Source organism: Streptomyces sp. NPDC046909 (genome assembly GCF_040644695.1).
Lineage (GTDB): Bacteria > Actinomycetota > Actinomycetes > Streptomycetales > Streptomycetaceae > Streptomyces.
Map to the genome: position 1 here is coordinate 238,110 of NZ_JBEYXC010000014.1, position 24,320 is coordinate 262,429.

12 protein-coding genes are annotated in these 24,320 nt (G+C 71.4%); 2 read left to right on the forward strand and 10 right to left on the reverse strand.

Annotated elements, in window-relative coordinates:
• Positions 1-3: 3 nt before the first annotated feature.
• The 6 genes from ABZ928_RS37980 to ABZ928_RS38005 all read right to left on the reverse strand — a co-directional run bounded on the left by ABZ928_RS37980 (position 4) and on the right by ABZ928_RS38005 (position 18,351).
• On the reverse strand, positions 4-13,866 hold the full coding sequence (locus tag ABZ928_RS37980) for an amino acid adenylation domain-containing protein (protein ID WP_361528979.1): 13,863 nt from the start codon (positions 13,864-13,866) through the stop codon (positions 4-6).
• Between the two features lie 403 nt (positions 13,867-14,269).
• On the reverse strand, positions 14,270-14,662 hold the full coding sequence (locus tag ABZ928_RS37985) for a VOC family protein (protein ID WP_361528982.1): 393 nt from the start codon (positions 14,660-14,662) through the stop codon (positions 14,270-14,272).
• A 182-nt stretch (positions 14,663-14,844) separates the two neighbouring features.
• Positions 14,845-16,371: an FAD-dependent oxidoreductase gene (locus ABZ928_RS37990; protein WP_361528985.1), complete on the reverse strand. Its 1,527-nt coding sequence runs from the start codon at positions 16,369-16,371 to the stop codon at positions 14,845-14,847.
• 39 nt (positions 16,372-16,410) lie between these two features.
• Positions 16,411-17,424: an iron-containing redox enzyme family protein gene (locus ABZ928_RS37995; protein ID WP_361528988.1), complete on the reverse strand. Its 1,014-nt coding sequence runs from the start codon at positions 17,422-17,424 to the stop codon at positions 16,411-16,413.
• Positions 17,421-17,684, reverse strand: coding sequence for a CDGSH iron-sulfur domain-containing protein (locus ABZ928_RS38000; protein ID WP_361528991.1), 264 nt, complete (start codon positions 17,682-17,684; stop codon positions 17,421-17,423). Before ABZ928_RS38000 ends, ABZ928_RS37995 begins: the two co-directional genes overlap by 4 nt.
• Positions 17,668-18,351: a HemK2/MTQ2 family protein methyltransferase gene (locus ABZ928_RS38005; protein ID WP_361528994.1), complete on the reverse strand. Its 684-nt coding sequence runs from the start codon at positions 18,349-18,351 to the stop codon at positions 17,668-17,670. Before ABZ928_RS38005 ends, ABZ928_RS38000 begins: the two co-directional genes overlap by 17 nt.
• Before the next feature lie 241 nt (positions 18,352-18,592).
• On the opposite strand from ABZ928_RS38005, the gene ABZ928_RS38010 reads away from it, so the two are divergent.
• Entirely contained in the window at positions 18,593-19,639 is a 1,047-nt protein-coding gene (locus tag ABZ928_RS38010; RefSeq protein ID WP_361528997.1) for an LLM class flavin-dependent oxidoreductase, read from the forward strand.
• A gap of 109 nt (positions 19,640-19,748) precedes the next feature.
• Positions 19,749-20,309 carry a dihydrofolate reductase family protein gene (locus tag ABZ928_RS38015; protein WP_361529000.1) on the forward strand — a complete coding sequence of 187 codons (561 nt, stop codon included), beginning with the start codon at positions 19,749-19,751 and terminating at the stop codon, positions 20,307-20,309.
• A gap of 103 nt (positions 20,310-20,412) precedes the next feature.
• Here ABZ928_RS38015 and ABZ928_RS38020 read toward each other — a convergent pair whose 3' ends face one another.
• The 4 genes from ABZ928_RS38020 to ABZ928_RS38035 all read right to left on the reverse strand — a co-directional run bounded on the left by ABZ928_RS38020 (position 20,413) and on the right by ABZ928_RS38035 (position 24,219).
• Positions 20,413-21,129, reverse strand: a complete 717-nt coding sequence (locus ABZ928_RS38020) for an alpha/beta hydrolase (RefSeq protein WP_361529003.1) — start codon at positions 21,127-21,129, stop codon at positions 20,413-20,415.
• A gap of 20 nt (positions 21,130-21,149) precedes the next feature.
• Positions 21,150-22,118: an alpha/beta hydrolase gene (locus tag ABZ928_RS38025; protein ID WP_361529006.1), complete on the reverse strand. Its 969-nt coding sequence runs from the start codon at positions 22,116-22,118 to the stop codon at positions 21,150-21,152.
• Positions 22,119-22,285: 167 nt separating this feature from the next.
• Entirely contained in the window at positions 22,286-23,233 is a 948-nt protein-coding gene (locus ABZ928_RS38030; RefSeq protein ID WP_361529009.1) for a helix-turn-helix domain-containing protein, read from the reverse strand.
• Positions 23,230-24,219 carry a helix-turn-helix domain-containing protein gene (locus ABZ928_RS38035; protein ID WP_361529012.1) on the reverse strand — a complete coding sequence of 330 codons (990 nt, stop codon included), beginning with the start codon at positions 24,217-24,219 and terminating at the stop codon, positions 23,230-23,232. The genes ABZ928_RS38030 and ABZ928_RS38035 overlap by 4 nt, the downstream gene beginning before the upstream one ends.
• Positions 24,220-24,320 lie beyond the last annotated feature (101 nt).

Genomic DNA, 24,320 nt, shown 5'->3' on the forward strand with positions numbered 1-24,320 from the left:
CTCTCATGGCAGCTTGCCGATGATGACGGTCATGATCCGGCCCGCGGGTTCGGGCATGTGCAGGTCGTGGTGCGTGGCGTCCACCTCGTACTCCTCCAGGGAGCCGAGGACGTACGGCCGCCAGTCGGGCCCCCACGAGGCGCCGTCGGACTTGTCCGCCGTCGCGTTGAAATAGAGCAGGTCGCCGCCGTACACCGGAGACTCGAACGTGCTCATGGCGCGGATGTTGTTGGCACCCACCCTCGACATGGTCTCCAGGAAGCCGGCCAGGTTGTCGGTGTTCATGTACTGGCCGAAGACCTCCTCGACGTCCGCCCGGTACATTGCCGCCGACCTGCCGCCCACCTGCCTGAACGGGCTCTGCGGATCGGGGCTCGCCGGCGGTGCGTCCAGTACGGCGACCAGGCCGACCTGGTGGCCGCGCCGCTCCAGCTCCACCGCGGCGGCGTGCACGACGGGGCCGCCGAACGACCAGCCGATCAGGTAGTAGGGGCCCTCCGGCTGGATGGCGAGGATCTGGGCGAGGTAGTCCTCGACCATCTCCTCCACCGAGCCCGCCAGTTGCTCCTCACCGTCCGAGCCGCGCGACTGGAGGGCGTAGGCGGCCCGGTCCTGGAGATACGGCGCGAAGGTGAAGAACGCCCAGCCGAGCCCGCCACCGCCGTGGAAGAACCACACCGGCTCCTTGCCCGTACCGGGATCCCTGTTCAACGGCAGCACGACGTCGTACGAGTTGGCCTGGTCGCCGGGAGTGCCACCGACGATCACCAGCGCGCTCAGTTCGGCCACCGTGGGGTAGTCGAAGATCGTCCTGAGGGGCAGGTCGACGCCGAAGTCCGTGCGGATACGGGCGCTGAGCCGGGTGGCGAGGAGGGAGTGGCCGCCGAGTGCGAAGAAGTCGTCGACGATGCCGACCGACTCCAGGCCGAGCAACTCGCAGAAAAGCGCGCAGAGTTGCTCTTCATGGGCGGTGCGGGGGCCGCGGTCGCTGACGGCGGTGGTGTGTTTCGTCGGCAGTGCCCGGCGGTCGATCTTGCCTGCCGGGTTGAGGGGGAGCTGGGAGAGGGGTACCAGCGTGGTCGGGACCATGTAGTCGGGAAGGCGGCCGCGCAGATGGCCGGGGAGTGCGGCGAGCAGGGGGCCGACGGCCTTGGCCAGGGCGGGGTTGTTGGCGCGGGTCCGTCGGCCGGACGCCGTGCCGGGGATGAACGCCCCGGTGACGGTTGGCTGTTCGGGCAGGAGGATCGCGTCGAAGGTCTCGACGGCCTCGCCCGACCAGGTGAGGACCGCGTCCAGACCCTGCCGCCGGGCCCATACGGACACGTCCTCCGGATCGACGGGACCGCTGCCGGAGCCTCGCGCACCGTCGTTCTCCGCCCCGGCGGCTTCTTCCGCGAGCCGGGCGTTGGGTATGCCGGTCACCCGGACCGGGCCGCCTGCCCGTTCCATACGTCCGCTCAGGTCGGAGATCTCATGACCCCATCGCACGGTGGGTACGTCGGTCAGATCGAGGATGTCGGTGGGTTGTTTGTGCAGGACGACCTCGTAGCGGTGCCGGGTCAGCTCGTTGTGGGCCCGGCCGGGCTTGAGCCGGATGTCCACGCCGTCGGCATGATGACGCGCCCACTCGGCGAACCAGTCCGGGGAGATCACCAACTCCCGTTCGGAGAGGAGGGCTTGCTCCACCAGCGTGCGGATCTCGTCGGGTGCGGCCTGGGGGTGTGTCGAACGCTGGATGCCGGCGGTCAGCAGGCGGTGGGTGGTGGCGTTGCGGACGTCACCGACGATCAACCGGCCGCCGGGGGCGAGGAGTTGCATCGCCTGGCGCAGGACCCGGTCGAGGTAGTCGGCGTTGGGGAAGTACTGCACCGCCGAGTTGAGGACGACGGTGTCGAACCCGCCGAGAGGCAGTCCCGAGATGTCGTGGGCCGGCTGGTCGCGGAGGTGGACGTGGTCGCCGTGCCCGGCCTCATCGGCCTGGACTCGAAGCCGGTCGATCACTGTGGGGGACAGGCCGGTGCCCCAGTACTCGTCGACCTCGCCGACGATCCTCGCGAGCAGCAGCCCCGAGTCCACTCCGATCTCCAGGACCCTGCGCGGTGCGAACCGCAGCACCTGTTCCACCGCCGCGTCCTGCCACTCCCGCAGCTCATCGAGAGGGATCGGCTCGCCGGTGTAACTGGAGGTCCAGCCCCGGAAGTTGGAGTCCCACGGCTCGTCGGCGGCGTCGGCGTAGGCCTCTTCGAAGACCTGGCGCCACTCGTCCAGCTGTCGGTCGGCGTCCCCGGTCACGATGTCCGGATCGGGGGCCACGTAGGCGAGCAGCCGCTGATCACCCTTCTGGTCCTCGCCGACCACGACCGCCGCCTGGGCCACCCCGGGGTGCGCGGTCAACGCCTGTTCGATCTCACCGAGTTCGATGCGGAAGCCACGGACCTTGACCTGGGAATCGGTGCGGCCAAGGTACTCGACCTGGCCCTCCTTGTCCCAGCGCACGACATCGCCGGTGCGGTACATCCGGGTTCCCGGCGCGCCGAAGGGGCAGGCGACGAAGCGGTGCGAGGTCAGGGCGGTCTGCCCGAGATAGCCGCGCGCCAGCTGGTCACCGGCCAGATACAGCTCACCGGCGACGCCGGGGGCGACCGGGCGCAGGGCCGCGTCCAGGACGTACAGCCGGGTGTTCCAGACCGGTGCGCCGATCGGCAGCCGGTCCGAGCCCGGGACGTGCCGGAACCCCGTGACCTCCACCGCCGCCTCGGTGGGGCCGTACAGGTTGTGCACGGCACAGCCGGGCAGCAGGCCGCTGAACCTGTCGGCCAACGCGGGCGGGAACGTCTCACCGCCGACCTCGATCCAGCGCAGACCGTCGCACCGCCCGGCGGCCGGCTCGGCGACGAACGCCTCCAGCAGCGAGGGCACGAAGCACGCGCTGGTCACCCGCTCCCGCCGGATCAGCTCCGCCAGGTACGCCGGATCCCGGCGCCCGTCCGGGCGCGCGACCACCACGGACGCGCCGACCTGGAGCAGCGCGAACAGCTCCGGCACCGACACATCGAAGCTCGCCGTCGTGCTGACCAGCATCCGGTCCTCGGGCGTGACGTCGAAGTGCTCCAGACCCCACTTGAGCCGGTTCATGATGGCCCGGTGCGTCACCTGCACACCCTTGGGGCCACCGGTGGAGCCCGAGGTGAAGATGACGTACGCGGCGTTGTCCGGCGACAGCGCCCGCTCCGGGTCCGTCGACGGGTATGCCGTCACGTCCGGCAGGGCGTCCTCCAGCACCAGCAGCGGCTTCGCCCCGTCGAGCATGTGCCGTACCCGTTCCTCGGGCAGCTCGGTGTCCAACGGCATATACGCGGCACCGGCCTTGACCACGGCGTAGACCGCCACCAGGAGATCCACCGAGCGCGGGACGCGCACCGCGACCAGCTCGTCCGGCCCGGCGCCCTGCCGGATCAGCCAGTGCGCCAGTTGGTTGGCGCGCCGGTTGAGTTCGGCGTACGTCAGGGTCTCGTGCTCGGCGATGACCGCGACGGCGTCCGGGGTCCGTGCCGCCTGCGCCTCGAAGGCGCCCGGCAGGGTGTCCTCGGCCACCGGATGCGCGGTGTCGTTGACCCGCCTGAGCAGCCAGTCCCGTTCGTCCTCGGCCAGCACGTCGATCACGCCGACCGGTGTCTCCGGAGCGGCGACCAGCTGCTCCAGCACCCGTACGAACCGGGCAGCGATGGCCTCGGCGGTGTCCCGGTCGAACAGCTGGGTCGCGTACATGAGGTCACCGCGCAGCGACCCCGTACCGTCCTCGGCCAGGCTGAAGAACAGGTCGGACAGGGAAGTGTTGGTGAGGTACTGCTCGAACTCGACTTTCAGGCCCGGCAGTTCGAGGCCCGTCCTGTCGAAGCTCTGCCAGGCGAACATCACCTGGAACAACGGCTGGTACGCCCTGGTGCGCTCGGGGTTGAGGGCCTCGACCAGCGTCTCGAACGGCAGATCCTGGTGCTCGTAGGCAGCCAGCGCCTTGCCCCGTACGCGGGCGAGCAGATCGGCGAAGGACGGATCGGCGGACAGATCCACCCGCAGCACCTGGGTGTTGACGAAGAAGCCGACCAGATCGGCCAGCGCCTCGTCGGTCCGCCCGGCGATCGGGCCGCCGATCGTCACATCGTTGCCGCCGCCCAGCTTGCCGAGGAGCAGCCCCAGCGCGGCTTGCAGGACCATCGACAGGGTCATCCCGCGCTCTTCGGCCAGCTTCCGCAGCCCGGCCGTCACCTTCGCGTCCACCGCGAGGCCGATCACTTCTCCCTCGGTGCTCCTGACGACGGGGCGTGGACGGTCGAGCGGCAGGTTCAACGGCTGCGGCACTCCGGCCAGTTCGCCGCGCCAGTACGCGACCTGGGCCGCCGCCAGGCTGTCCGGGTCCGCCACGTCGCCGAGCAGCTCGCGCTGCCACAGTGTGTAGTCCGTGTACTGGACGGGCAGCGGCTCCCACTCCGGCGCCCGGCCTTCCAGGCGGGCGGTGTAGGCGGCGGTCAGGTCGCGTGCCATCGGCGCGCCCGAGCTGCCGTCGGTGGCGATGTGGTGGATGAGCAGGGCCAGGACATGTTCCTGGGGTGAGATGCGGAACAGGCGGGCCCGGAAGGGGATTTCGGCCGCGAGGTCGAACCGGTGCCTGATGAACTCGTCGACCGCGTTGGACACGGCGTCGGCTGCCACCTCGATCACGGGCAGGTCCACCAGTGCCTGCGCCGCCGGGAGGATGCGCTGGCAGGGCTCGCCCGCTTCGTCCGTCACGTAGGTGGTGCGCAGGGTCTCGTGCCGGGCGACGACGTCGCCGATGGCCGCGACGAGGGCGTCCTGGTCCAGTTGCCCGGTGAGCCGGAACGCGGGAGAGATGTTGTAGGTCTCCGCCCCGCCCTCGAGTTGGTGGGTGAGCCACATACGGCGTTGCGCGAAGGAGAGGGGAATCGGCCCGTTGAGCTGTTCGCGATCCCGCCGGGTGAGACGGGGGCGGCCGGGAGAGACCGACTCCTCCAGCCACTCCGCGAGCAGGGCCACCGTCGGCAGCTCGAAGAGCCGCCGGATGGGTATCTCCAGCCCCATCTCGGCGCGGGCCCGGTTGATCAGCCGGGTGGCGAGGAGGGAGTGCCCGCCGAGGGTGAAGAAGTCGTCGTCGATACCGACCCGGTCCAGGCCGAGGAGTTCGCTGAAGAGGGCGCAGAGTTGCTCTTCGCGGGCGTTGCGGGGGCCTCGGTCGCTGACGGTGGCGGTGTGCTGCGACGGCAGTGCCCGGCGGTCGATCTTGCCCGCCGGGTTGAGGGGGAGGGCCGAGAGGGGGACCAGCGCGGTGGGGACCATGTAGTCCGGGAGGCGCTCGCGCAGGTAGTCGGGGAGCGCGGTCAGCAGGGGGCCGATGGACTTGGCGAGGGCCGGGGTGTTCGTACGGGTCCGTCCGGGTGTCGCGTGGACGGCGAACGCTCCGGTGACGGTCACGGCCCGCTCACCAGCCTGCTCCCCGGTCCGGTGTCCGGGCAGGAGAATCGCCTCGAAGGTCTCGACAGCCTCGCCCGACCAGGTCAGAACCGCCTCCAGACCTCGCCGCCGTGCCCATGCGGCCACGTCCTGCGGATCGACCGGCTCGCCGGAGGGAGCGGGGGAACCGGGGACACCGGCGGCTTCCTGCGCCAGCCGTGCGTTGGGTATCCCGGTCACCCGGATCGGGCCGTCCGTGCGTTCCGCAAGGCAGCCCAGGTCGGAGATCTCGCGACCCCACCGCACGGTGGGTACGTCGGTGACGTCGAGGACATCGGCCGGTTGTTTGTGCAGGATGACCTCGTAGCGGTGCCGGGTCAGTTCGTTGTGGGCCTGTCCCGGCTTCAGCCGGATGTCCACGCCGTCGGCGTGCTCGCGGGCCCAGTCGGTGAACCAGTCCGGGGCGATCAGCAACTCCCGTTCGGCGAGCAGCGCCTGCTCCACCAGTGTGCGCAACTCGTCCTGGGACGCACGGGGATGTGCCGCGCGCTGTACGGCAGTGGTGAGGAGACCGTGGGTGGTGGCGTTGCGGACGTCGCCGACGATCAACCGGCCGCCGGGGGCGAGGAGTTGCATGGCCTGGCGTAGCACCTGGTCCAGGTAGTCGGCGCTGGGGAAGTACTGCACCACCGAGTTGAGGACGACGGTGTCGAAGCTGCCCTGCGGCAGCCCGGAGACGTCGTGGGCGGCCTGGGCGCTGAGCCGTACACGGTCGCCGTGGCCAGCCTGTTCGGCCTGGGCGCGGAGGCGGTTGATGACGGTGGGGGAGATGTCGGTGCCCCAGTACTCCTCCACCTCGGCGGTGATCTTCGCGAGAAGCAGGCCGGAGCCCACGCCCAGCTCCAGCACCCTGCGCGGCCCGAAGCGCAGGATCTGGGCCACCGCCGCGTCCTGCCACTCCCGCATCTCATCGAGGGGGATGGGCTCGCCCGTGTAGGTGGAGTTCCAGCCCTGGAAGTCCTCCCCCAGCGTCTCGGCGCCGGGATCGGCGTAGTTGTCGTCGTAGACGTCGCGCCACTCGTCCACCTGCGCTTCGGCGTCGGCCGACGCCGCGCTCGGGTCGGGCGCGATGAAGGCGACGAGGCGCGGGTCGCCCTTCTGGTCCTCGCGGACGACGACGGCCGCCTGGGCCACACCCGGGTGGCCCGTCAACGCGTGCTCGATCTCGCCGAGTTCGATGCGGAAGCCGCGGAGCTTGATCTGGGAGTCGGTGCGGCCGAGGTATTCGACCTGCCCGTCCTTGTTCCACTTCACCAGGTCGCCCGAGCGGTACATCCGGGTGCCGGGCTCACCGAAGGGGCAGGCGACGAACCGCTCTGAGGTCAGGGCGGTCTGTCCGAGGTAGCCGCGGGCCAGGCAGACGCCGGCGAGGTAGAGCTCACCGGCGACGCCGGGGGCTACGGGACGCAGCGCGGAGTCCAGGACGTAGACCTGGTTGTTCCAGATCGGGGTGCCGATCGGCAGCCGGTCCGCGCCGGGCACGTGCCGGCATCCGGTGACCTCGACGGTGGCCTCGGTCGGCCCGTAGAGGTTGTGGGCGGAGCAGTGCGGCAGCAGGTTGGTGAACCTGTCGGCCAGCGCGGGCGGGAAGGCCTCGGCGGCCACCTCGATCCAGCGCAGACTGGAGCACCGGGCCGCGGCCGGTTCCGCGACGAAGGCCGTCAGCAGGGACGGCACGAAGAACGCCCCGGTGACGCGCTCACGCTGGATCAGCTCGGCCAGGTAGGCAGGATCGCGGCGGCCCTCCGCACCGGCGACCACGACGGAGGCGCCCATCTGGAGGTGGGAGAACATCTCCGGCACCGAGGCGTCGAAGCTGGCCGAGGTGCTCACCAGCATCCGGTCCTCGACGGTGACGTCGAAGTGCTCGAGTCCCCACGCCAGCCGGTTCATGATCGACCGGTGCTGGACGGGCACACCCTTGGGGCCACCGGTGGAGCCGGAGGTGAAGATGACGTACGCGGCGTTGTCCGGCGACAGCTCGCGCTCCGGGTTCGTCGACGGGTACGCCGTCACATCCGGCAGAGCGCCGTCGAGGACCAGCAGCGGCTGCGCCCCGTCGAGGATGTGCCGTACCCGCTCCGCCGGCAGTTCGGTGTCCAACGGCACATACGCGGCACCGGCCTTGACCACGCCGTACACCGCCACCAGCAGATCCACCGACCGCGGAATCCGCACCGCGACCAGGCTCTCCGGCCCGGCGCCCCGCTGGATCAGCCAGTGCGCCAGCTGATTCGCGCGCCGGTTGAACTCCATGTACGTCAGGGTCTCGTGCTCGGCGATCACCGCGACCGCGTCCGGCGTCCGTGCCACCTGCGCCTCGAAGGCACCCGGCAGCGTGCCCTCCGTCAGCGGATGCGCGGTGTCGTTGATCCGCCGTACCAGCCAGTCCCGTTCGTCCTCGCCCAGCACGTCGATCGCACCGACGGGCGTCTCCGGAGCGGCGACCAGCTGCCCCAGCACCCGCACGAACCGGTCGACGAGGTCGGCCGCCGTGTCCTGGTCCAGCAGGTCCCGCTGGTACTGCAAGGCCATCTGGAGCTGCGGATCGGCCGTTGCGGCCAGCATCACCGGATAGTGCGAGCCGGCGAACGGCCGCACCCCGGTGATGGCGACGCCGGCTGAGGAGTTGGCCTCGCCGATGGCCTCGCGGTCGATGGGGAAGGACTCGAACACCACCATCGTGTCGAACAGGGTGCTCAGTCCGGTGGCCCGCTGGATCTCCGCGAGGCTGTGCTGGTGATGGTCGAGCAAGGCGGCCTGCCGGTCCTGCAACGAGGTGAGCAGGTCGGCGAAGGTGTCCTGCGGTCGGCACCCGACCCGCACGGGGATGGTGTTGATGAACAGTCCGACCATGTCGTCGACGCCGTGAACCGCGGGCGGGCGCCCGGACACGGTGGCGCCGAACACGATGTCGGAGCGGCCGGTGAGGTTGGCGAGGAGCAGCGCCCAGGCGCCCTGCAGAAGGGTGTTGAGGGTGACCCCTAGCTGGGTGGCCAGGCGGGAAAGACCGTGCTTGTCGTCGAACGCCACCTCCAGGTTCCCGATGCCCGCGGAAGCGTCCCCTGTGCCGGTGTGCGGCACGAGGAGGGTGGGGTCCTGCACGCCGTCGAGTGCGGCCGCCCAGGCCCGCGCGGATTCCTGGTGGTCCTGGCGGGCGTGCCAGGTGAGGAAGTCGTCGTAGTCACGGGCGCGGGGCAGACCGGTCGCGTCGCCGTCGGAGGCGTAGAGCAGCAGCAGGTCCCGCATCAGCAAGGGCGTGGACCAGCCGTCGAACAGCACGTGGTGGGCGGTCAGCACGAGTTCGGCCCGGTCGGGCTCCAGGACGGCGAGCGCCAGGCGGATCAGCGGGGGGCTGCTCATCTCGAAGTGGGCGGCCCGGTCCTGGGTGAGGAACTGCTCGAACGTCTCGGTGCGTTCCGGTTCGTCGACGGTGGTCAGGTCGAGGTGCTGCCCGGGCAGGGGCACCGATTCCGGTATCACCTGGACGACGTCGCCGTCCGCGCGGTCGACGAACGCCGCGCGCAGAGCGGGGTAGCGGTCCAGCAGCGCCTGCCCGGCGCGCCGCATCCGCTCGGGGTCGACCCGGCCGGACAGATGGAAGACCAACTGCATGTGGTAGGCGTCGAAGGAGGATCCGGCGAGCATCGACTGGAAGATCAGTCCGGACTGCGCCGGGGTCGCCGGCCAGACCTTGGCGAGCTTGCCGAAACGGGCTTCCCAGGTGTCGATCTCGTCCTGGCCGACGGTGACCAGAGGGGCGTCGCCGGGGGTGAGGCCGCCCGCCTCAGAGGTGGCGGTGTGGCGGGCGAGGGCGGTCAGCGCCTCGACCCACAGGGCGGCCAGTTCGGTGACCTCCTCGCGGGACAGCAGGCCGGTGGGGAAGCCGAAGTAGGCGGTGAGTCCGTCGTCGGCGGCCACCGCGTTGATCTCCAGGGCGGAGAGCACCGGCATGTCCGCGTCGGGCGCGGCGATCAGGTCCTGGTGGGTGGTGTCCGGAGCCCAGCCCAGGCCCCGCAGTTCTTCGGGGAGGTCGCTGCGGGAGGCTTTGCCGAGGTAGTTGAAGCCGATCTGGGGCTGGCGCTGTCCGGCCAGGGCGGGGGCGGTGTCGGGGTTGAGGTGGCGCAGCAGGCCGTAGCCGATGCCGTGGTCCGGCACCTGCCGGAGCTGCTCCTTCACCGCCTTGACGGCCTTCCCTGCGGCCGGGCCGGAGGCGAAGGCGTCGCTGAGGTCGAGACCGGCCACGTCCAGGCGGACCGGGTACATCGCGGTGAACCAGCCGATCGTGCCCGACAGATCGGCACCGGGTATCAGGTGCTCCTCGCGTCCGTGGCCTTCGAGACGGATCAGGGCCGAGGACGCGGAGGCGCCCCGGGTCTCGCGCCAGCGGGCCAGGGCCAGGGCGAGTCCGGCGAGGAGTCCGTCGTCGACGCCGCCACGGAACACGGACGGCACCGTGTTCAGGAGGGTGTCGGTGACGTCGGCGGGCACCTGGACGCGGACCGTGTCGACGGTGGCCGTGATGTCGAGGCTCGGGTCCAGCGCGCGGGAACCGAGCGGTGGCTCGTCCCCGGTCAGGATCTCCTGCCACACCGGCAGTTCCGCCACTCGGTGTGCGGCGGTCGCCTCCTCGGCGAGGGCGTGCACCCACCGCCGCATCGAGGTACCGGTCTGAGCCGGTCGCCGGTCGAGGGCGCCCTGGACGTGCTGCCAAGCGGCTACGAGGTCGGGCAGCAGGATCCGCCAGGACACGCCGTCGACGACGAGGTGGTGCAGCACGATCAACAGCCGGTTCGCGTCAGTGCCGTTGGTGGCGGTGAACCACACGAACTGCGCCATCACCCCGGTGTCCGGGTCGAGACGGTCGGCGGCCGCGTCCAGCTCGGCCCGCACATCCGCACCGGCCGGCACCTGCCGCACCAGCGCATCGGCATCCACGCTGCCCACGGGCCCCATGACCAGGCCCGGTTCGGCCCGGTCGAGCCGGGAGCGCAGTACGTCGTGGCGGTCCAGCACCGCTTGCAGCGTGGCGGTCAGTCCGGCCCGGTCGATGCCGCGGGGCAGGGTCAGCAGCGCGGACATGCAGAACCGGCCGAGCCCGCCGCCGAGGGCGAGGACATGTGCGGCGGTGGGCGGCAGCGGTGCCCGGCCGATGCCCCCGCCGGGCAGCTCGGCCAGCACCTCCCGCTCCTCCTCGCCCCGTGCGTCGACGAGTTCGGCGAGCCGCGCGACCGTACGCTGCTCGAAGATCTCCCGGGTGCTGACGAGCACCCCACGGGCCTTGGCACGGGCCACGACCTGGATGGAGCGGATGCTGTCGCCTCCGCAGGCGAAGAAGTCGTCGTCGATGCCCACCTGCGCGGCGCCGAGGACATCGGTGTACACCTCGGCCAGGACGCGCTCGGCCTCGGTGCGCGGCGCCCGGTACTCACCGCCGGTGAACTCCGGCTCGGGCAGCGCGGCCCGGTCCAGCTTGCCGCTGGCGGTGAGCGGCAGCCGGTCCAGGATCACCAGCTGGGCGGGGACCATGTAGTCGGGCAGCCGCTTGGCCGCGTACCGCCGCAGATCGGCCACCGACACCCCGGCGTCCAGGGCGAAGTCGCCGTCCCCGACGCCGACCTCCACCGGCACCACATAGCCCGCGAGCCGTTTGCCGCCGGTGTGGTCGAGGCAGACCGTCACCGCGGCCTGGCTGACCGCCGGGTGTCCGGCGAGCACGGTCTCGATCTCCGTCGGCTCGACCCGGATGCCGTTGACCTTGACCTGGTTGTCGGCGCGTCCCGCGTACTTCAGCCGGCCGTCGCCGTCCCACTGGGCCAGGTCACCGGTGCGATACATCCGCGCACCCGCGGGTCCGAAGGGGTCGGGCACGAAGCGCTCCGCGGTCGCGCCGCCGTTGTGGTGGTACCCCCGGGCGACCGGTCCCGCCACATACAGCTCGCCGATGACCCCCGGCGCCACCGGGGCCAGTTCCGGACCCAGAACGTAGGTCCGCATATGGGCCAGCGGGGCACCGACCGGCACGGCGCCGATCGCGGCCGACTCCTGCGGGACCGTGAACGTGGAGGCGTAGAAACTCTCGGTCTGCCCATAGGCGTTGACGACACGGGTGCCCGGCAGGGCGTCGTGCACCCTGTCGACCAGATCGGCGGAGAGCGCCTCACCGGCGAACACCACGGTCTCCACGTCGAGTTCGAGGCCGTCCGAGGCGTTCTTCACGATCTCGTCCAGCAGCGCGGAGAACACCGACGGCACCGCGCTGACGGTCGTCCCCGACCAGCCGCCGAGCTCCCCGATCTCCAGCACGTCCCGGACGATCTCGACGCAGGCCCCGCCGCTGAGCGCGGTGAAGATCTCGAACACGGAGACGTCGAAGTTGACCGAGGTCGCGGCGAGCATCCGGGAGCCGGACCCGATCCGCGTGATCCGGCCCAGATCCCGCACCCCGTTCACGACACTCGCGTGGGTGATGCCAACTCCCTTGGGAATCCCGGTGGATCCGGAAGTGAACATCACATAGGCCAGGTTGTCCGGCCCGACCCGGACCTCTCGAACCCCCGGAACCTCGACCGCGGGACCGTCGAGGTCCAGCTCGTCGAGGCGCAGGACCGGCACCTCGCACTCCGGCAGGGCCGCCGCCGTCCCCGTCTCGGTCAGTACCAGCGCCGGACCGGCCGTGCTGAGCAGCAAGTCCACGCGCGCGGACGGGTAGTCGGGATCGACCGGCAGATAGGCGCCACCGGCTTTGAGGATGCCCAGCAGGGCGACCGCCAGATCCGCCGTACGCGGCAGAGCCACCGCCACCAGCACCTCCGGCCCGACCCCGCGTTCCCGCAGAACGGCCGCCAGCCGGCCGGCGCGGACCTCCAACTCCCCGTACGACAACGCCGTCTGCCCGCAGACGACCGCTGTCGCCTCCGGCGTCCGCGCCGCCTGGACGGCGACCAGCTCCGGCACCGTCGCCGCGTCGAGCGGCAGCGTCGGCCCGTTGAGCCGGGTCAGCCGGTCCCGCTCGGTGGCCGTGAGTACGTCCACGCTGCCCAGGCGCGTCGACGGCTCGGCGACGACCTGCCGCAGCACCCGCACGAACCGGTCGACGAGCGCTTCGGCCGTGGCGTGGTCGAACAGGTCGGTCGCGTACTCCAGCCACCCGTGCGCACCCCCGGACGGACCGGGGACGAGGTTGAAGAACAGGTCGAACTTCGCGGTGTCGGTGGTCGCCGGGAGGGGAGTGACCCGCAGCCCCGGCATGTCGATCTCCGACCAGGTGAAGAACTGCCAGGCCAGCATCGTCTGGAACAGCGGGGAGTAGGAGGTGGAGCGCTCCGGGCTGAGCAGCTCCACCAGCCGCTCGAAGGGGATGTCCTGGTTGTCGTACGCGCCGAGAGCACGGTCGCGGACCTGGTCGAGGAGGTCGTCGAAGGTCGGGTTCCCGGCCAGGTCGACGCGCAGCACCCAGGTGTTGGCGAAGTAGCCGATGAGGTCTTCGAGTTGCTCGTCGGGGCGGCCCTCGATGGGGCTGCCGATGGTGAGGTCGTTGCCGGCGCCGAGGTGGTGCAGGAGCACGGACAGGGCCGCCTGGGCGACCATCGGTGCGGTGGCACCGTGGTCCGTGGCCAACTTCCGTACGCCGGTGAGCAGGTCGGGCTCCAGCTCGAACGGGACGACACCGCCGCGGTGGCTGGCCGATGTCGGCCGCGGCCGGTCGAGCGGCAGCTGCACCGGCTGCGGCACGCCAGACAACTCCGAGTGCCAGTAGTCCAGTTGCTCTCCGGCGATGCTCTCCGGCTCGTCCGCGTCGCCCAGCATCTGCTGCTGCCAGACCGTGTAGTCCTTGTACTGCACCGGCAGCGGCTCCCACTCGGGGGTGCCACCCTGCTGCCGGGCCGTGTAGGCGGTCAGCAGGTCCCGCATGAACGGCCCCATCGACGCCCCGTCCGCGGCGACGTGATGGAACACGAACACCACCACATGCGCCTGCGGCGAGATACGGAACAGTGTGGTCCGCAGCGGCAGATCCGTATCCAGCTCGAAGCCCGCGCCCACCACCTCGCGCATCGCGTCGTCCACCGCGTCCTCGGCCACGTCCACCACCCGGAACGAGGGCTCGGCCTCCCGCGGCGACAGGATGCGCTGCTCCGGGATGCCGTCCGCGTTCTCGACGAGCAGGGTGCGCAGGCTCTCGTGCCGGCCGACGACATCCGTGACCGCCGCGGCCAGAGCCGCCGTGTGCAGCGGCCCGTCCAGCCGCAGGGCGAACGGGATGTTGTACGTCGCGGACGGCCCCTCCAGGCGGTGGAGGAACCACATCCGGCGCTGGGCGAAGGACAACGGGATCATCGACGCTGCTCCTCAAGCGGTCATTTAGTGGAAAGTGACGTTCCGGCGGCTCTTTTCCTTGTCAGGCCGACTCGGCGGGCAACTCACCAATGAATGAAAGGGAATTGCGGACAAGCGCAGTCGTGATGCTAGCCAGCCGAAGTGGCGAAAGAACGCATCTGCTCACCCGGGACGATCCTGCGAGGCCACACCGTGTCCTGTCGCCAGGACACGGTTGACACCCCACCTGGTCCGCTCATAATTCACCCGGCGCCCGGGGCATCGGACGGCTTTTCGGAAAGCCGTTTTCGGACACATTCACCGGCGCATTTCTTCCGCCCGGTGAAGCCGTTTTCGGACTTTCGTGAACCGACGCGACCGCGGCCCGCCGGATTGCTCCGTGCGGGCCGCGGTGGACCTACTGTCAGCGCTCCTGGATCACGGAGAGAACGTTCCCCGCGGGGTCCGTGAACCACGCGATCGCCGCCGGGCCGGAGCCGCCGGGCCGGAAGACGCCCTTCTCGTCGTGGTCGAACTCGGCGTAGCGCTCAAGGGCCACGCCACGCTGTTCGAGCGCGGCGACGGCCGCGTCGATGTCGTCGACGGGGAAGTTGAGGATCGTGAAGGACGCCGACGTGTGGTTCTCCTTGGGGTAGACGAACACCCGGGCGCCGCTGCCGAGCGTGATGGTCAGGATGCGCATGTCGTCCTGACCCGACTCCTCCACCTGGAGGCCGAGCGTCTCGCCGTAGAAGCGGCGGGCCTCACCGAGATCGTCGACCGAGAAGCCGCTGAACGCCTGCGATTGTCCGAACATGCGGGGTGTCTCCTTCACCGTGAACGGTCCTGAGCCCTCAGGGCACACCGCGCGAACCCGGGGAGCGGCGACTGCCACGCCGATGGCGTCCGGTTGGACGTGCGTTCTTCACACGCTCGGATCCAACTCCGCGGAGCGTGCGCCCAGCGGATCACGTCGGCCGCCCTTGCCCCCATGGGCGGTCAGATGTCGCGCCGCTCCAGCGGCCGTGTCGCCGGTCCCTGGACGACGTTCCCCTCGGTGTCGAAGCGGGAGCCGTGGCAGGGGCACTCCCAGGCGCGTTCGGGCCGGTTGAAGGCGACCAGGCACCCCAGGTGGGTGCAACGGGCGGAGACGGCGTGGAGCTGACCCTCGTCGTCGCGGTGGACCGCGCTGTGGTGGCCGCCGGTCAGGACGACCGCGCCGTCGCCGGGTGCGATGTCGTCCGTGGAGCCGCCCGAGACGTTCGGCAGACGGTCGCCGACGAAGTGCCGGGCGACGTTGGCCTGGTGCTTGAGGAAGGCGGGCGCCTCGCGTACGACGGTGCCCAGCCGACGGGGGTCGTACAGGCCGCTCCACTCGGGCTCGCGCCCGTTGATGAGTTCGGTCAGCAGCCGTCCGGCCATGATGCCGGTGCTCAGGCCCCAGCCGCCGAATCCGGTCGCCACGTAGGTGTGCCGGCCGGCCGTGGGGAGCGGTCCGACGAGGGGTACGGAGTCGGTGGAGTCGTTGTCCTGCGTCGCCCAGCGGTGCGTGAAGTCGAGCTTCCCGAAATGCTCCACGGCCCAGTCGGCGAGGCGCTCGAACCGCGCCTCCACATCCCCCGCCCCCGGGGTGAAGTGCTCGCCGGTGACGATGAGCAGCCGCTGCCCGTCCTCGTACGGGGCGGTGCGCACCGACCGCGTGCCCTTCTCGGGCGTGATGAACATGCCGTGCGGGGCCTGGTCGGCCGGGACTGGGGCCGCCCAGACGAGTTCGCGGCGCGCGGAGAGCCGCGTGAACAGCAGGGCGCGGTCGAAGATCGGGTAGTGGGTGGCGACCACGACGTGCCGGGCGGTGACCGTGACACCCGCCTCGGTCGTCAGCCGGCACGGCTCACCCTCCTTGAGGCCGGTGACCCGCGTGTGCTCGTAGATCTCCGCGCCCTGCCGCAGCAGCTCGTCGGCGACCGCCAGCAGGTACTTCCGCGGATGGAACTGCGCCTGCCCGGTGACCCGGACCGCGCCCGCGACCTCGTACGGCAGATCCGTCTCCGTCACATAGTCGGCGGGCAGCCCCGCTTCCCGGGCGGCCTCCGCCTCCGCCCTGAGCTCGCCGGTGCGCGCGGCGTCCTGGACGTAGGTGAAGGCGTCCGCCTCCTCCCAGTCGCAGTCGATACCCAGCTCGTCCACGATCGCGGCGGCGTGCCGCAGCGCCTGGCTCTGGGAGCGGGCGTAGAGCCGTGCCGCCTCCGGGCCGCGCGTACGGCGCAGCCGCTCATAGACCAGCGTGTGCAGCACACTCAGTTTCGCCGTCGTGTGGCCGGTGACCCCGGCGGCCACCCGCCCGGCCTCCAGCACCGCCACCCCACGCCCGCTCCGAGCCAGTTCCCAGGCCGTGCTGAGCCCCGCGATCCCCCCGCCGATCACGGCCACGTCGACGGTGATGTCCCGCTCCAGCGCCGGACGGGGCTCTCCTTGCGGCGCCGTCGCGATCCAGTAGGACAGCTGCTCGGCAGCGAAGGTGTTCATGGGCGCCGAGTTCCCCCGTCGCGGCCACCGATGCGGAGCTCAGGGCGCCGGAACGCGGCCCGGCGCCCTGGAGTGATCCAGCGGAACCCGCAGCGCACTGCGCTGCCGCCGCCAGGCGTCGAGCAGCCGGGCGGCCAGCCGGTCCTCCAGGAAACCGGTGGCCCGCACACCGAACGCGACGTCGGCTTCGAGGCCGGGTTCGTCGGCGAGGAGCCCGCCGACCACCTCATGCCGTACGACCTGCTCGTGCACGGCGTCCGCCTCCACATGTTCGTCGTAGAACCGCTGCGCGGCCGCACCGGCGCCCAGGCGCCGCAGCGCCGCCGCCAGCCGGCGCGAGCCGGGCGACGAGGTCACCTCCACCGTCGCGAAGTGACCGACCAGCGCGCCGCGCAGGGCCCTGTGCAGCCCGAACAGGGACATCAGGTTCACGACGGCGAGCGCTTCGGCGGGGGCGGCCTCCAGATAGTGCCCGTAGGCCGTCTCCAGGCCCAGGTCACGCATCAGATCGGCGAACAGCCGGGCATGTATCTCGTCCTCGCGTCCGGCGCCGAACTCGTCGAACTCGATCGCGGCCATGCCCGCCTTGGCCCGCCCGCGCAGCCGGGGCAGGACCCAGGCGTGCGGGTCGGCTTCCTTGAGGTGGTAGAGGGAGCGTAGGGCGGCGTACTCCCGGAACTGCCACAGCTCACCGTCCCGTTCCAGATGGTGGCTGACGCTCGTGCCGTCATGACCGGCCGGTTCCACCAGCAGGGCGTCCAGCGTCCCCGCGGCGTCGGAGCACGCGGGGACGTCGGCGCGCAGGGCGTCGAGGAACCGCTGCTCCAGGGGGCGGCGCAGGGCCAGCAGACCGGGGTCCCATTCGAGGTCGTCGGGTACGCCGTCGAAGCCCTGGTAGTGGAGTTCGTAGAGGAGGTAGAGGGCGAGCTGGAGATCCTCGCCGTAGGGCGGGTGGCCGTCGAGGGGCGGGGTGCGAACCGGGCCGCCGGACAGCGCGCCGAGCACGGCGGAGGACAGTGCGCCGCGTGCGTGGGGGAGCCGGGGCCCTGTCATGCCTGCTCCCCCTCCCGTTCCCCCTCCCGTTCCCCCTCCTGCTCCTGCTCCTGGTCCGGCTTCGGGCGAGGGCGGCGGCGGTGGCTGGTGTCGCACCAGGGGTAGGTGCGGCTGCGGCGGCAGGTGCACAGCGCTACCTGGAAGCGCCGCGAGGTGGCGGTGCCGCCGTCGGGGAGCTCCACCTCGACCGGGCCCTCCACGAGGAGCGGCCCACCGGGCTCGATCGTCACGCGGCGCGGCCGCTCAGACCTGTTCGGCACGGATCACCACCAGTTCCTCCCGGTTCTCGGCACGCTCCACCAGGCCTTCCCGGACCAGCCAGGGCCGCCGGGAACGCAGCACCGGGCCGTACGGCACCACCGCACGGTCGGTGATCGAGGCGCGCAGTCCGGCGTGCGCGAGGCGCTGCAAGGTGATCCGGCTGCCGCACAGCCCCGAATGCACGATCAGCAGCACGCCGCCCGGCCGCAGCACCGTGGGCGCCGCCGCGCAGATCCGGTCCACGAACGCCCGCCCGTCCCGCCCCGCCTCCCAGGCCCGGGCCCGCCCGCGGCGCGGCAGCCCGGAGCGGGGCGAGGGCACATAGGGCGGATTGCTGACCACCAGGTCGTACGAGCGTCCCGGCACCGCGTCGGCGAGATCGCCGCGGCGCACCCGGACCCGCTGCCCGGCCAGCAGCGCGTTGACCCGTGCGGCGAGCACGGCCAGCCGGGAGATGTCGACGGCCGTCACCCGCGCGCCCAGCCGGGCGGCCTGCACGGCGAGCGCGCCACTGCCCGTGCCGAGATCCAGCACGTCGGTCGTGGCGCCGACCCCCTCCCGTTCCAGGGCCTGGGCCAGCAGACCGGTGTCCCACTGCGGGGCGTACACCCCTGGCAGGACCAGGGGCAGAGCCGGTGGGGCGGGTGCCCAGCTGTCCGCCGTCATCGCAGATCTCCGTTCGGCGGGGCACCCGCGCGAGGGCACCGCGTTCCACACTCCGCCGCTCATGGGCCCGCATCACCGGGCGTCAAGCCCGCGTACGGCGATTTGTTCAGGCTGGGGCGGGTGTATGCCAATGTGTCGTCCCCCTGGGTGCCCAGCCGCCGGTGATCCACACCCGCGAGCGCACGAGCGGGACCGGAGAAGCCGTACGGTCGACGGAAAACCGACGGCGAGGGGGATCAGTATGCGGACCGGCATCGTCATGACGGCACGACCGGGTGTGGAGGACTTAGCCGCCCGCGCGGAGGAACTCGGCTTCAGCAGTTTCTGGGTGTACGACTCGCCGATGGTCCACGGCGACCCGTTCGTCGCCCTCGCGCTCTGCGCCAAGGCCACCAGCCGGATCAAACTCGGCATCGGCGTCACCTCACCCGCGCTGCGCTCCGCGCCCGCCACGGCGGCGGCGCTCGGCAGTCTCAACGCCCTCGCACCCGGCCGGATCGTCTGCGGGGTCGGCACCGGCAACACCGCACGCCGCACGCTGGGCATGCGGCCCACGAAGACGGCGGAACTGGAGTCGTTCACGGCGGCCTTGCAGAACCTCACCGCCGACCGCGAGACGGACTACCGCGAGGGCACCCGGTCCAGCAGGGTGCGCTTCCTGCACGTCGACGGCTACGTCAACACCGAGGACCCGGTGGAGTTCGCCCTGGCCGCGTTCGGCCCGAGGGTCGCCGCCGTCGCCGGACGCCTGGGTACCGGGCTGATCTCCTTCGCGCTGCACGCCCCCGAGGCCTGGTCCGCGCTCGGCCAGGCCCGCCGGGCGGCGGCACAGGCCGCGGGCAACAGCGAGAGGACGCACACGTATCTCATCTCTTCCCTGTACCTGCTCGCCGACGGCGAGTACCGGTACGGCGACGCCGTCAAGGACGCCATGGGGCACATCGCGGTGAGCGCCCTGCTCCTCGCGGTGGAGAACCCGGCCTTCCGCGCGGCCCTGCCTCCGGAGGAGTCCGCGGCCGTCGACCGCCTGCTCCACCTGCGCGGCACCACCGCCACCGCCCCCGACCGCCACCACACGCTCTACCGCAACTATCTCGGCCGGCTGACCCCCGAGGACCGCGATCTCGTCGTGCCGTCCCTGGTCGACAGGTTCGGCCTCATCGGCACCAGGGACGAGATCCGGCAGCGGATCGACGCGCTGGAGAAGGCGGGGGTCGACGAGCTGGTGATCCAGCCCGTGGTGGACCCCGAGGCGGAAATGGCCGAGCTCGCGCGGCTGCTGCCCTGACACCGCACTGCGCGGCGCACCGTGCGGTCGAGAAATTCGCGCGCGTCGCGATGATTTCCGGGCCGTCCGGGGGTCTCATAGTCGACCCGGGCACCGAGGAGGACTTCTGATGCGCAGCGTGACCTATTCCATGGGCTGCTCACTCGACGGCTACATCGTCGGGCCGGACGGCGGGTTCGACTGGTCGGCCCCCGACAAGGACGTCTTCCGCTTCTGGATCGACGAGATCCGGCAGGTCGGCGTCCACCTGCTGGGACGTCGGCTGTACGAGACGATGCTGTACTGGGAGACGGCCGACCGGGACTCGCTCGACGACGCGGAACTCGAGTGGGTCGCGCTCTGGAATCCGCTCCCCAAGGTGGTGTTCTCCACCACGCTGACGTCGGTGCAGGGCCATGCCCGGCTGGCCACCGGCAGTGTCGCGGAGGAGATCGAGCGGCTGCGGGCCGAGCCGGGCGACGGCGACATCGCGATCGGCGGCGCGACACTCGCCGCCGAGGCCGCCGCGGCGGGCCTGATCGACGAGTACCAGGTCGTGGTCCACCCGGTGCTGGTCGGCGGCGGCACTCCGTACTTTCCCCGGGAGGAGCGCCGGGCGGACCTCGAACACGTCGAGACGCGCACCTTCCCTTCGGGCATCGTCTATCTGCGCTACCGAGTGAAGCGTTAGCGGGCAGTGGGTTCACCGGGGTACGCGCGACGGCGCGACCGGACCCGTACGGATGTCCGGCCGCGCCGCGCCCGCTCTACTACTCCCGCTCTACTGCTCCGCGTCAGCTCGTCGCGCGGACCGCGTCACGGATGAGGTCGGCGACCTCCTTGGGGCGGGAGACCGCCACGGCGTGCGAGGCGCCTTCCAGCTCGACGATCGTGGCACCGGCACGCTTGGCGCCGAAGCGCTCGACCTCGGGGTTGATCGCCTCGTCGGCGCCGGCGACCAGCGCCCAGGACGGCTTGCTCTGCCACGCGGCGACCGGCGCGGTCTCCTCGAACGCCGAGGCGGCCAGCGGGCGTTGGGCGGCCGCGAGGATCTTGGTGACCTCCGCGGGCACGTCGGCGGCGAACACCGACGGGAAGGCGTCCTCGGCGATGGTGACCTCGACGCCGGGCTCGCCGCCCGCGATCGGATACGTCCACTGCTTGAGGTTGCTGACGAGCGGGGAGAGCGGGAAGCGGCCCTGCAACTCGCCGAGGCTCTCGCCCTCTTCGAGGACGTAGGCCGCCACATAGACCAGGCCGACCACGTTCTCCGTGACCCCGGCCACGGTGATGAGCGCGCCGCCGTAGGAGTGGCCGACGAGGACGACCGGGCCGTCGATCTGGGCCGCCACGGAGGCGACGTAGGCGGCGTCCGAGGCGAGGCCGCGCAGCGGGTTGGGCGGCGCGAGGACGGGGACGCCGTGCTTCTGGAGTTCCTCGATCACTCCGGACCAGCTGGCGGCGTCCGCGAAGGCGCCGTGCACGAGGAGGACGGTGGGAGTGGTGGACATGTGGGTTTCTCCTTCTCGGGTCAGCCGTGCAGGGCGGTGCGCAGGGTGGAGACGGCCAGCGTGATCGCGGCCTCGGCGGCGTGCGTCTCGCGCAGGGCGTTGAGCATCACGAAGTCGTGGATGATGCCCTGGAAACGCACCGCGGTGACCGGAACACCGGCCTCACGCAGCTTGTTGGCGTAGGCCTCGCCCTCGTCGCGCAGGACGTCCGCCTCGCCGGTGATGACCAGGGCCGGGGGCAGCCCGGTGAGCTGCTCGGTGGTGGCCCGCAGCGGGGACGCGGTGATCTGGGCGCGCTCGGCCTCGTCGGTCGTGTACTGGTCCCAGAACCACTGCATGCCGTCCCGGCGCAGGAAGTAGCCGGTGGCGAACTGGTGGTACGAGGGCGTGTCGAAGTTGGCGTCGGTGACCGGGTAGAACAGCACCTGCTGGACCAGCGGGACGTCACCGCGCTGCTTGGCCATCAGCGTCAGCGCGGCGGTCATGTTGCCGCCCACCGAGTCACCCGCCACGGCCAGCCGCGAGGCGTCCAGGCCCTTCGACGCGCCCTGCTCGACGACCCACCGGGCCACCGTGTAGTTCTGTTCGATGGCCACCGGGTAGCGCGCCTCGGGGGAGAGGTCGTACTCGGGGAAGACCACGGCGGCGTTCGCGCCGACGGCGAGTTCGCGCACCAGACGGTCATGGGTGTGGGCGTTGCCGAACACCCAGCCCGCGCCGTGGATGTACAGGATCACCGGGAGGCTGCCGGTCGCGCCCTCGGGCTTCACGACACGGGCCCGGACACTCCCGGTGGGGCCGCCGGAAACGGTGACCCACTCCTCGTCGACCGCCGGCTTGGCGATGTCCCCGGACTGCACCTCGTCGACCGCCTTGCGGCCCTCGGCCGGCGGCAGATCGAAGAGGTACGGCGGGTTGGCGGTCGCCTCGGCGAAAGCGGCTGCGGCCGGCTCCAGCACCGGCTGGACCGGCTCGACGGCGTTGGACATGTGGTTCTCCTCAGTGCTTCGGATGCGCTGTGCGGGCGCCTCGGTGACGACGCTAGATCGGTGCGACCAGGGCGGATTGCGCGACAGTGCACAGCTGCCGGTCCGGCAGCGCACAGGGAGGAATGGGCGACCGGGGGCCCACGGACGCCCGCCCGGCCTCCTCCGCCTCAGCCGCCGTGCACCTGCCCGCGGTACTGCGCGGGCGACACCCCGTACGCCTTGCGGAAGGTGTGGCTGAAGTGGGCGGGGCTGACGAAGCCCCACCGGGCGGCCACGCAGGCGATGGAGCGGTCGGCCGCCGCCGGGCGGGCGAGTTCGGCCCGGCAGGCTTCCAGCCGGCGCCGACGGATCCATGCGCCGACCGTCGTGCTGCGTTCCTGGAAGAGCTTGTGCAGATAGCGCAGGGAGATGCCGTGCGCCTCGGCGAGAACCTTGGGGGAGAGCTCGGGTTCACCGAGGCGCGTCTCGATGGTGGCCGTGACGCGTTCGAAGATCGCGGCTTCCCCCGTGCCGGCGACCGGAGGCTGACGCTGCCCGCGCCCGCGCCCCGTCAGTTGATCGGCGGCCAGAGCAGCGAGCAAGTCCGTGACAGCGCGCGCGAGTTCCTCTTCGGCGGCGGGTACGACCGTGTCGATCTCGTCCACCAGCCCGCGCAGAAGCGGTAGCAACAGCGCGGCCGTGCCCTCGGGCGGCGCCGCCTCGACGACCTTCGCGGTGACCCGGCGGATCTCCGCCTCGCCCAGCCGAAGCAACTGCCGTGGAAACATGAGGACGTGAGCCTGCTGACGTTCCGGCAGCGCCAAGCTGAACGGGCGGCCCGCGTCGTAGAAGGCGAGGTCTCCCGGGCGCAGACGTGCGCGGTGGCCGTCCTGGAACACCAGGGCGGTGCCTTCCCGTTGGAGGCGGGCATAGAGGTGGGTGCGGCCGTCCGTCGTCGTGTGCCGCGCGGTCCGTACGACCTCCACCGCGTCGCACTCCTCGGCCGCGACCTGGAGCGTGCCGAGGTGGAGCAGGCGCAGGGAGCCCCGCCAGGACTCCGGGTCCGCGCGGACGACCAGCTCGACATCGCCGTATGCCGTCGAGAAGGACCGCTCCCCGCTCGCCGGACCCCTCATGACGCCTCCGGGGAGAGACGGGCGCGTTCGCCCAGCAGCCAGTCGGTGGGGGAGGTGCCGTACTCCCGGCGGAATGCCCGGCCGAAGTGCGGGGCGCCGCTGAAGCCCCAGCGGCGGGCCACGCTGCCCATGCTCGTCGCGTCCGGCAGTTCCCTGCGGCACTCCTGGAGCCGGAGTCGGCGGATCCAGTGGACGACCGTCGTGCCCTCCTGCTCGAACAGCCGGTGCAGATAGCGCACGGAGATGCCGTGGGCCCGGGCGATGGCCGCGGGCGTGAGGTCCGCGTCGGCCAGATGCCAGCGGATGAACCGCTGGACGCGCAGCAGCAACACCCGCTCGGCGCCGGGCAGTTCGGCTGGCTCCGTGTCCAGTTGCTGTGCGGCGGCCGCGGCCAGCAGGCCGACCGCGCTGTCGGCGAGCCGATCGGCCACCGGCCCCGAGTAGCTCTCGGAGGTGTCCGCCAGACGCGCCATGAACGGTGACAGCAGCGCGGCGAGACCGCCCACCGGACGGATGGCGCGTGCCGTGATCCGGCCGAGGGCCGACTCCGGCTGGCCGAGGAGGCCGCGCGGCACGGCGAAGATCTTCAGCTGGAACCGCTCCGGGAACCGCGTGCGGTACGGGCGGACGGTCTCGAAGAACGCGATGTCGCCGGGCCGCAGTTCCGTGTACCGCCCGTCCTGCTCGACCTGGGCCGTGCCGCTGGCCTGCACGGCGACGAACACCTCGGTGCCGTCCCCGCGGGCGACGTAACCGGAGCCGCGGTGGACCTCTCCCGGATCGCAGTCGACCGTGGTGATCCGCAGCTCGCCGAGCCGGTCCGTGCGCATGGTGGCGTCGTACGTCCCGCCCTCCGCGCGGATGTCCATCCCCACCAGCGTGGCCAGTACGGCGTCGTGCCAGAACTCCAGACTCTCGCGGGCCGGCACCGAGCTGGTGCAGAACACCTGGCCGCGTCGCTCCTCGATGTCCGCTTCCCCAGTCACCGCCGCGCTCCCGATCTCTGTGCCCTGCTTGGTCCTCGATGCTGGCAGTGAGGTGGCGGTCCGCGCTTCTGTCATGTGACCGGTCGTGTGCGGCCGACCTG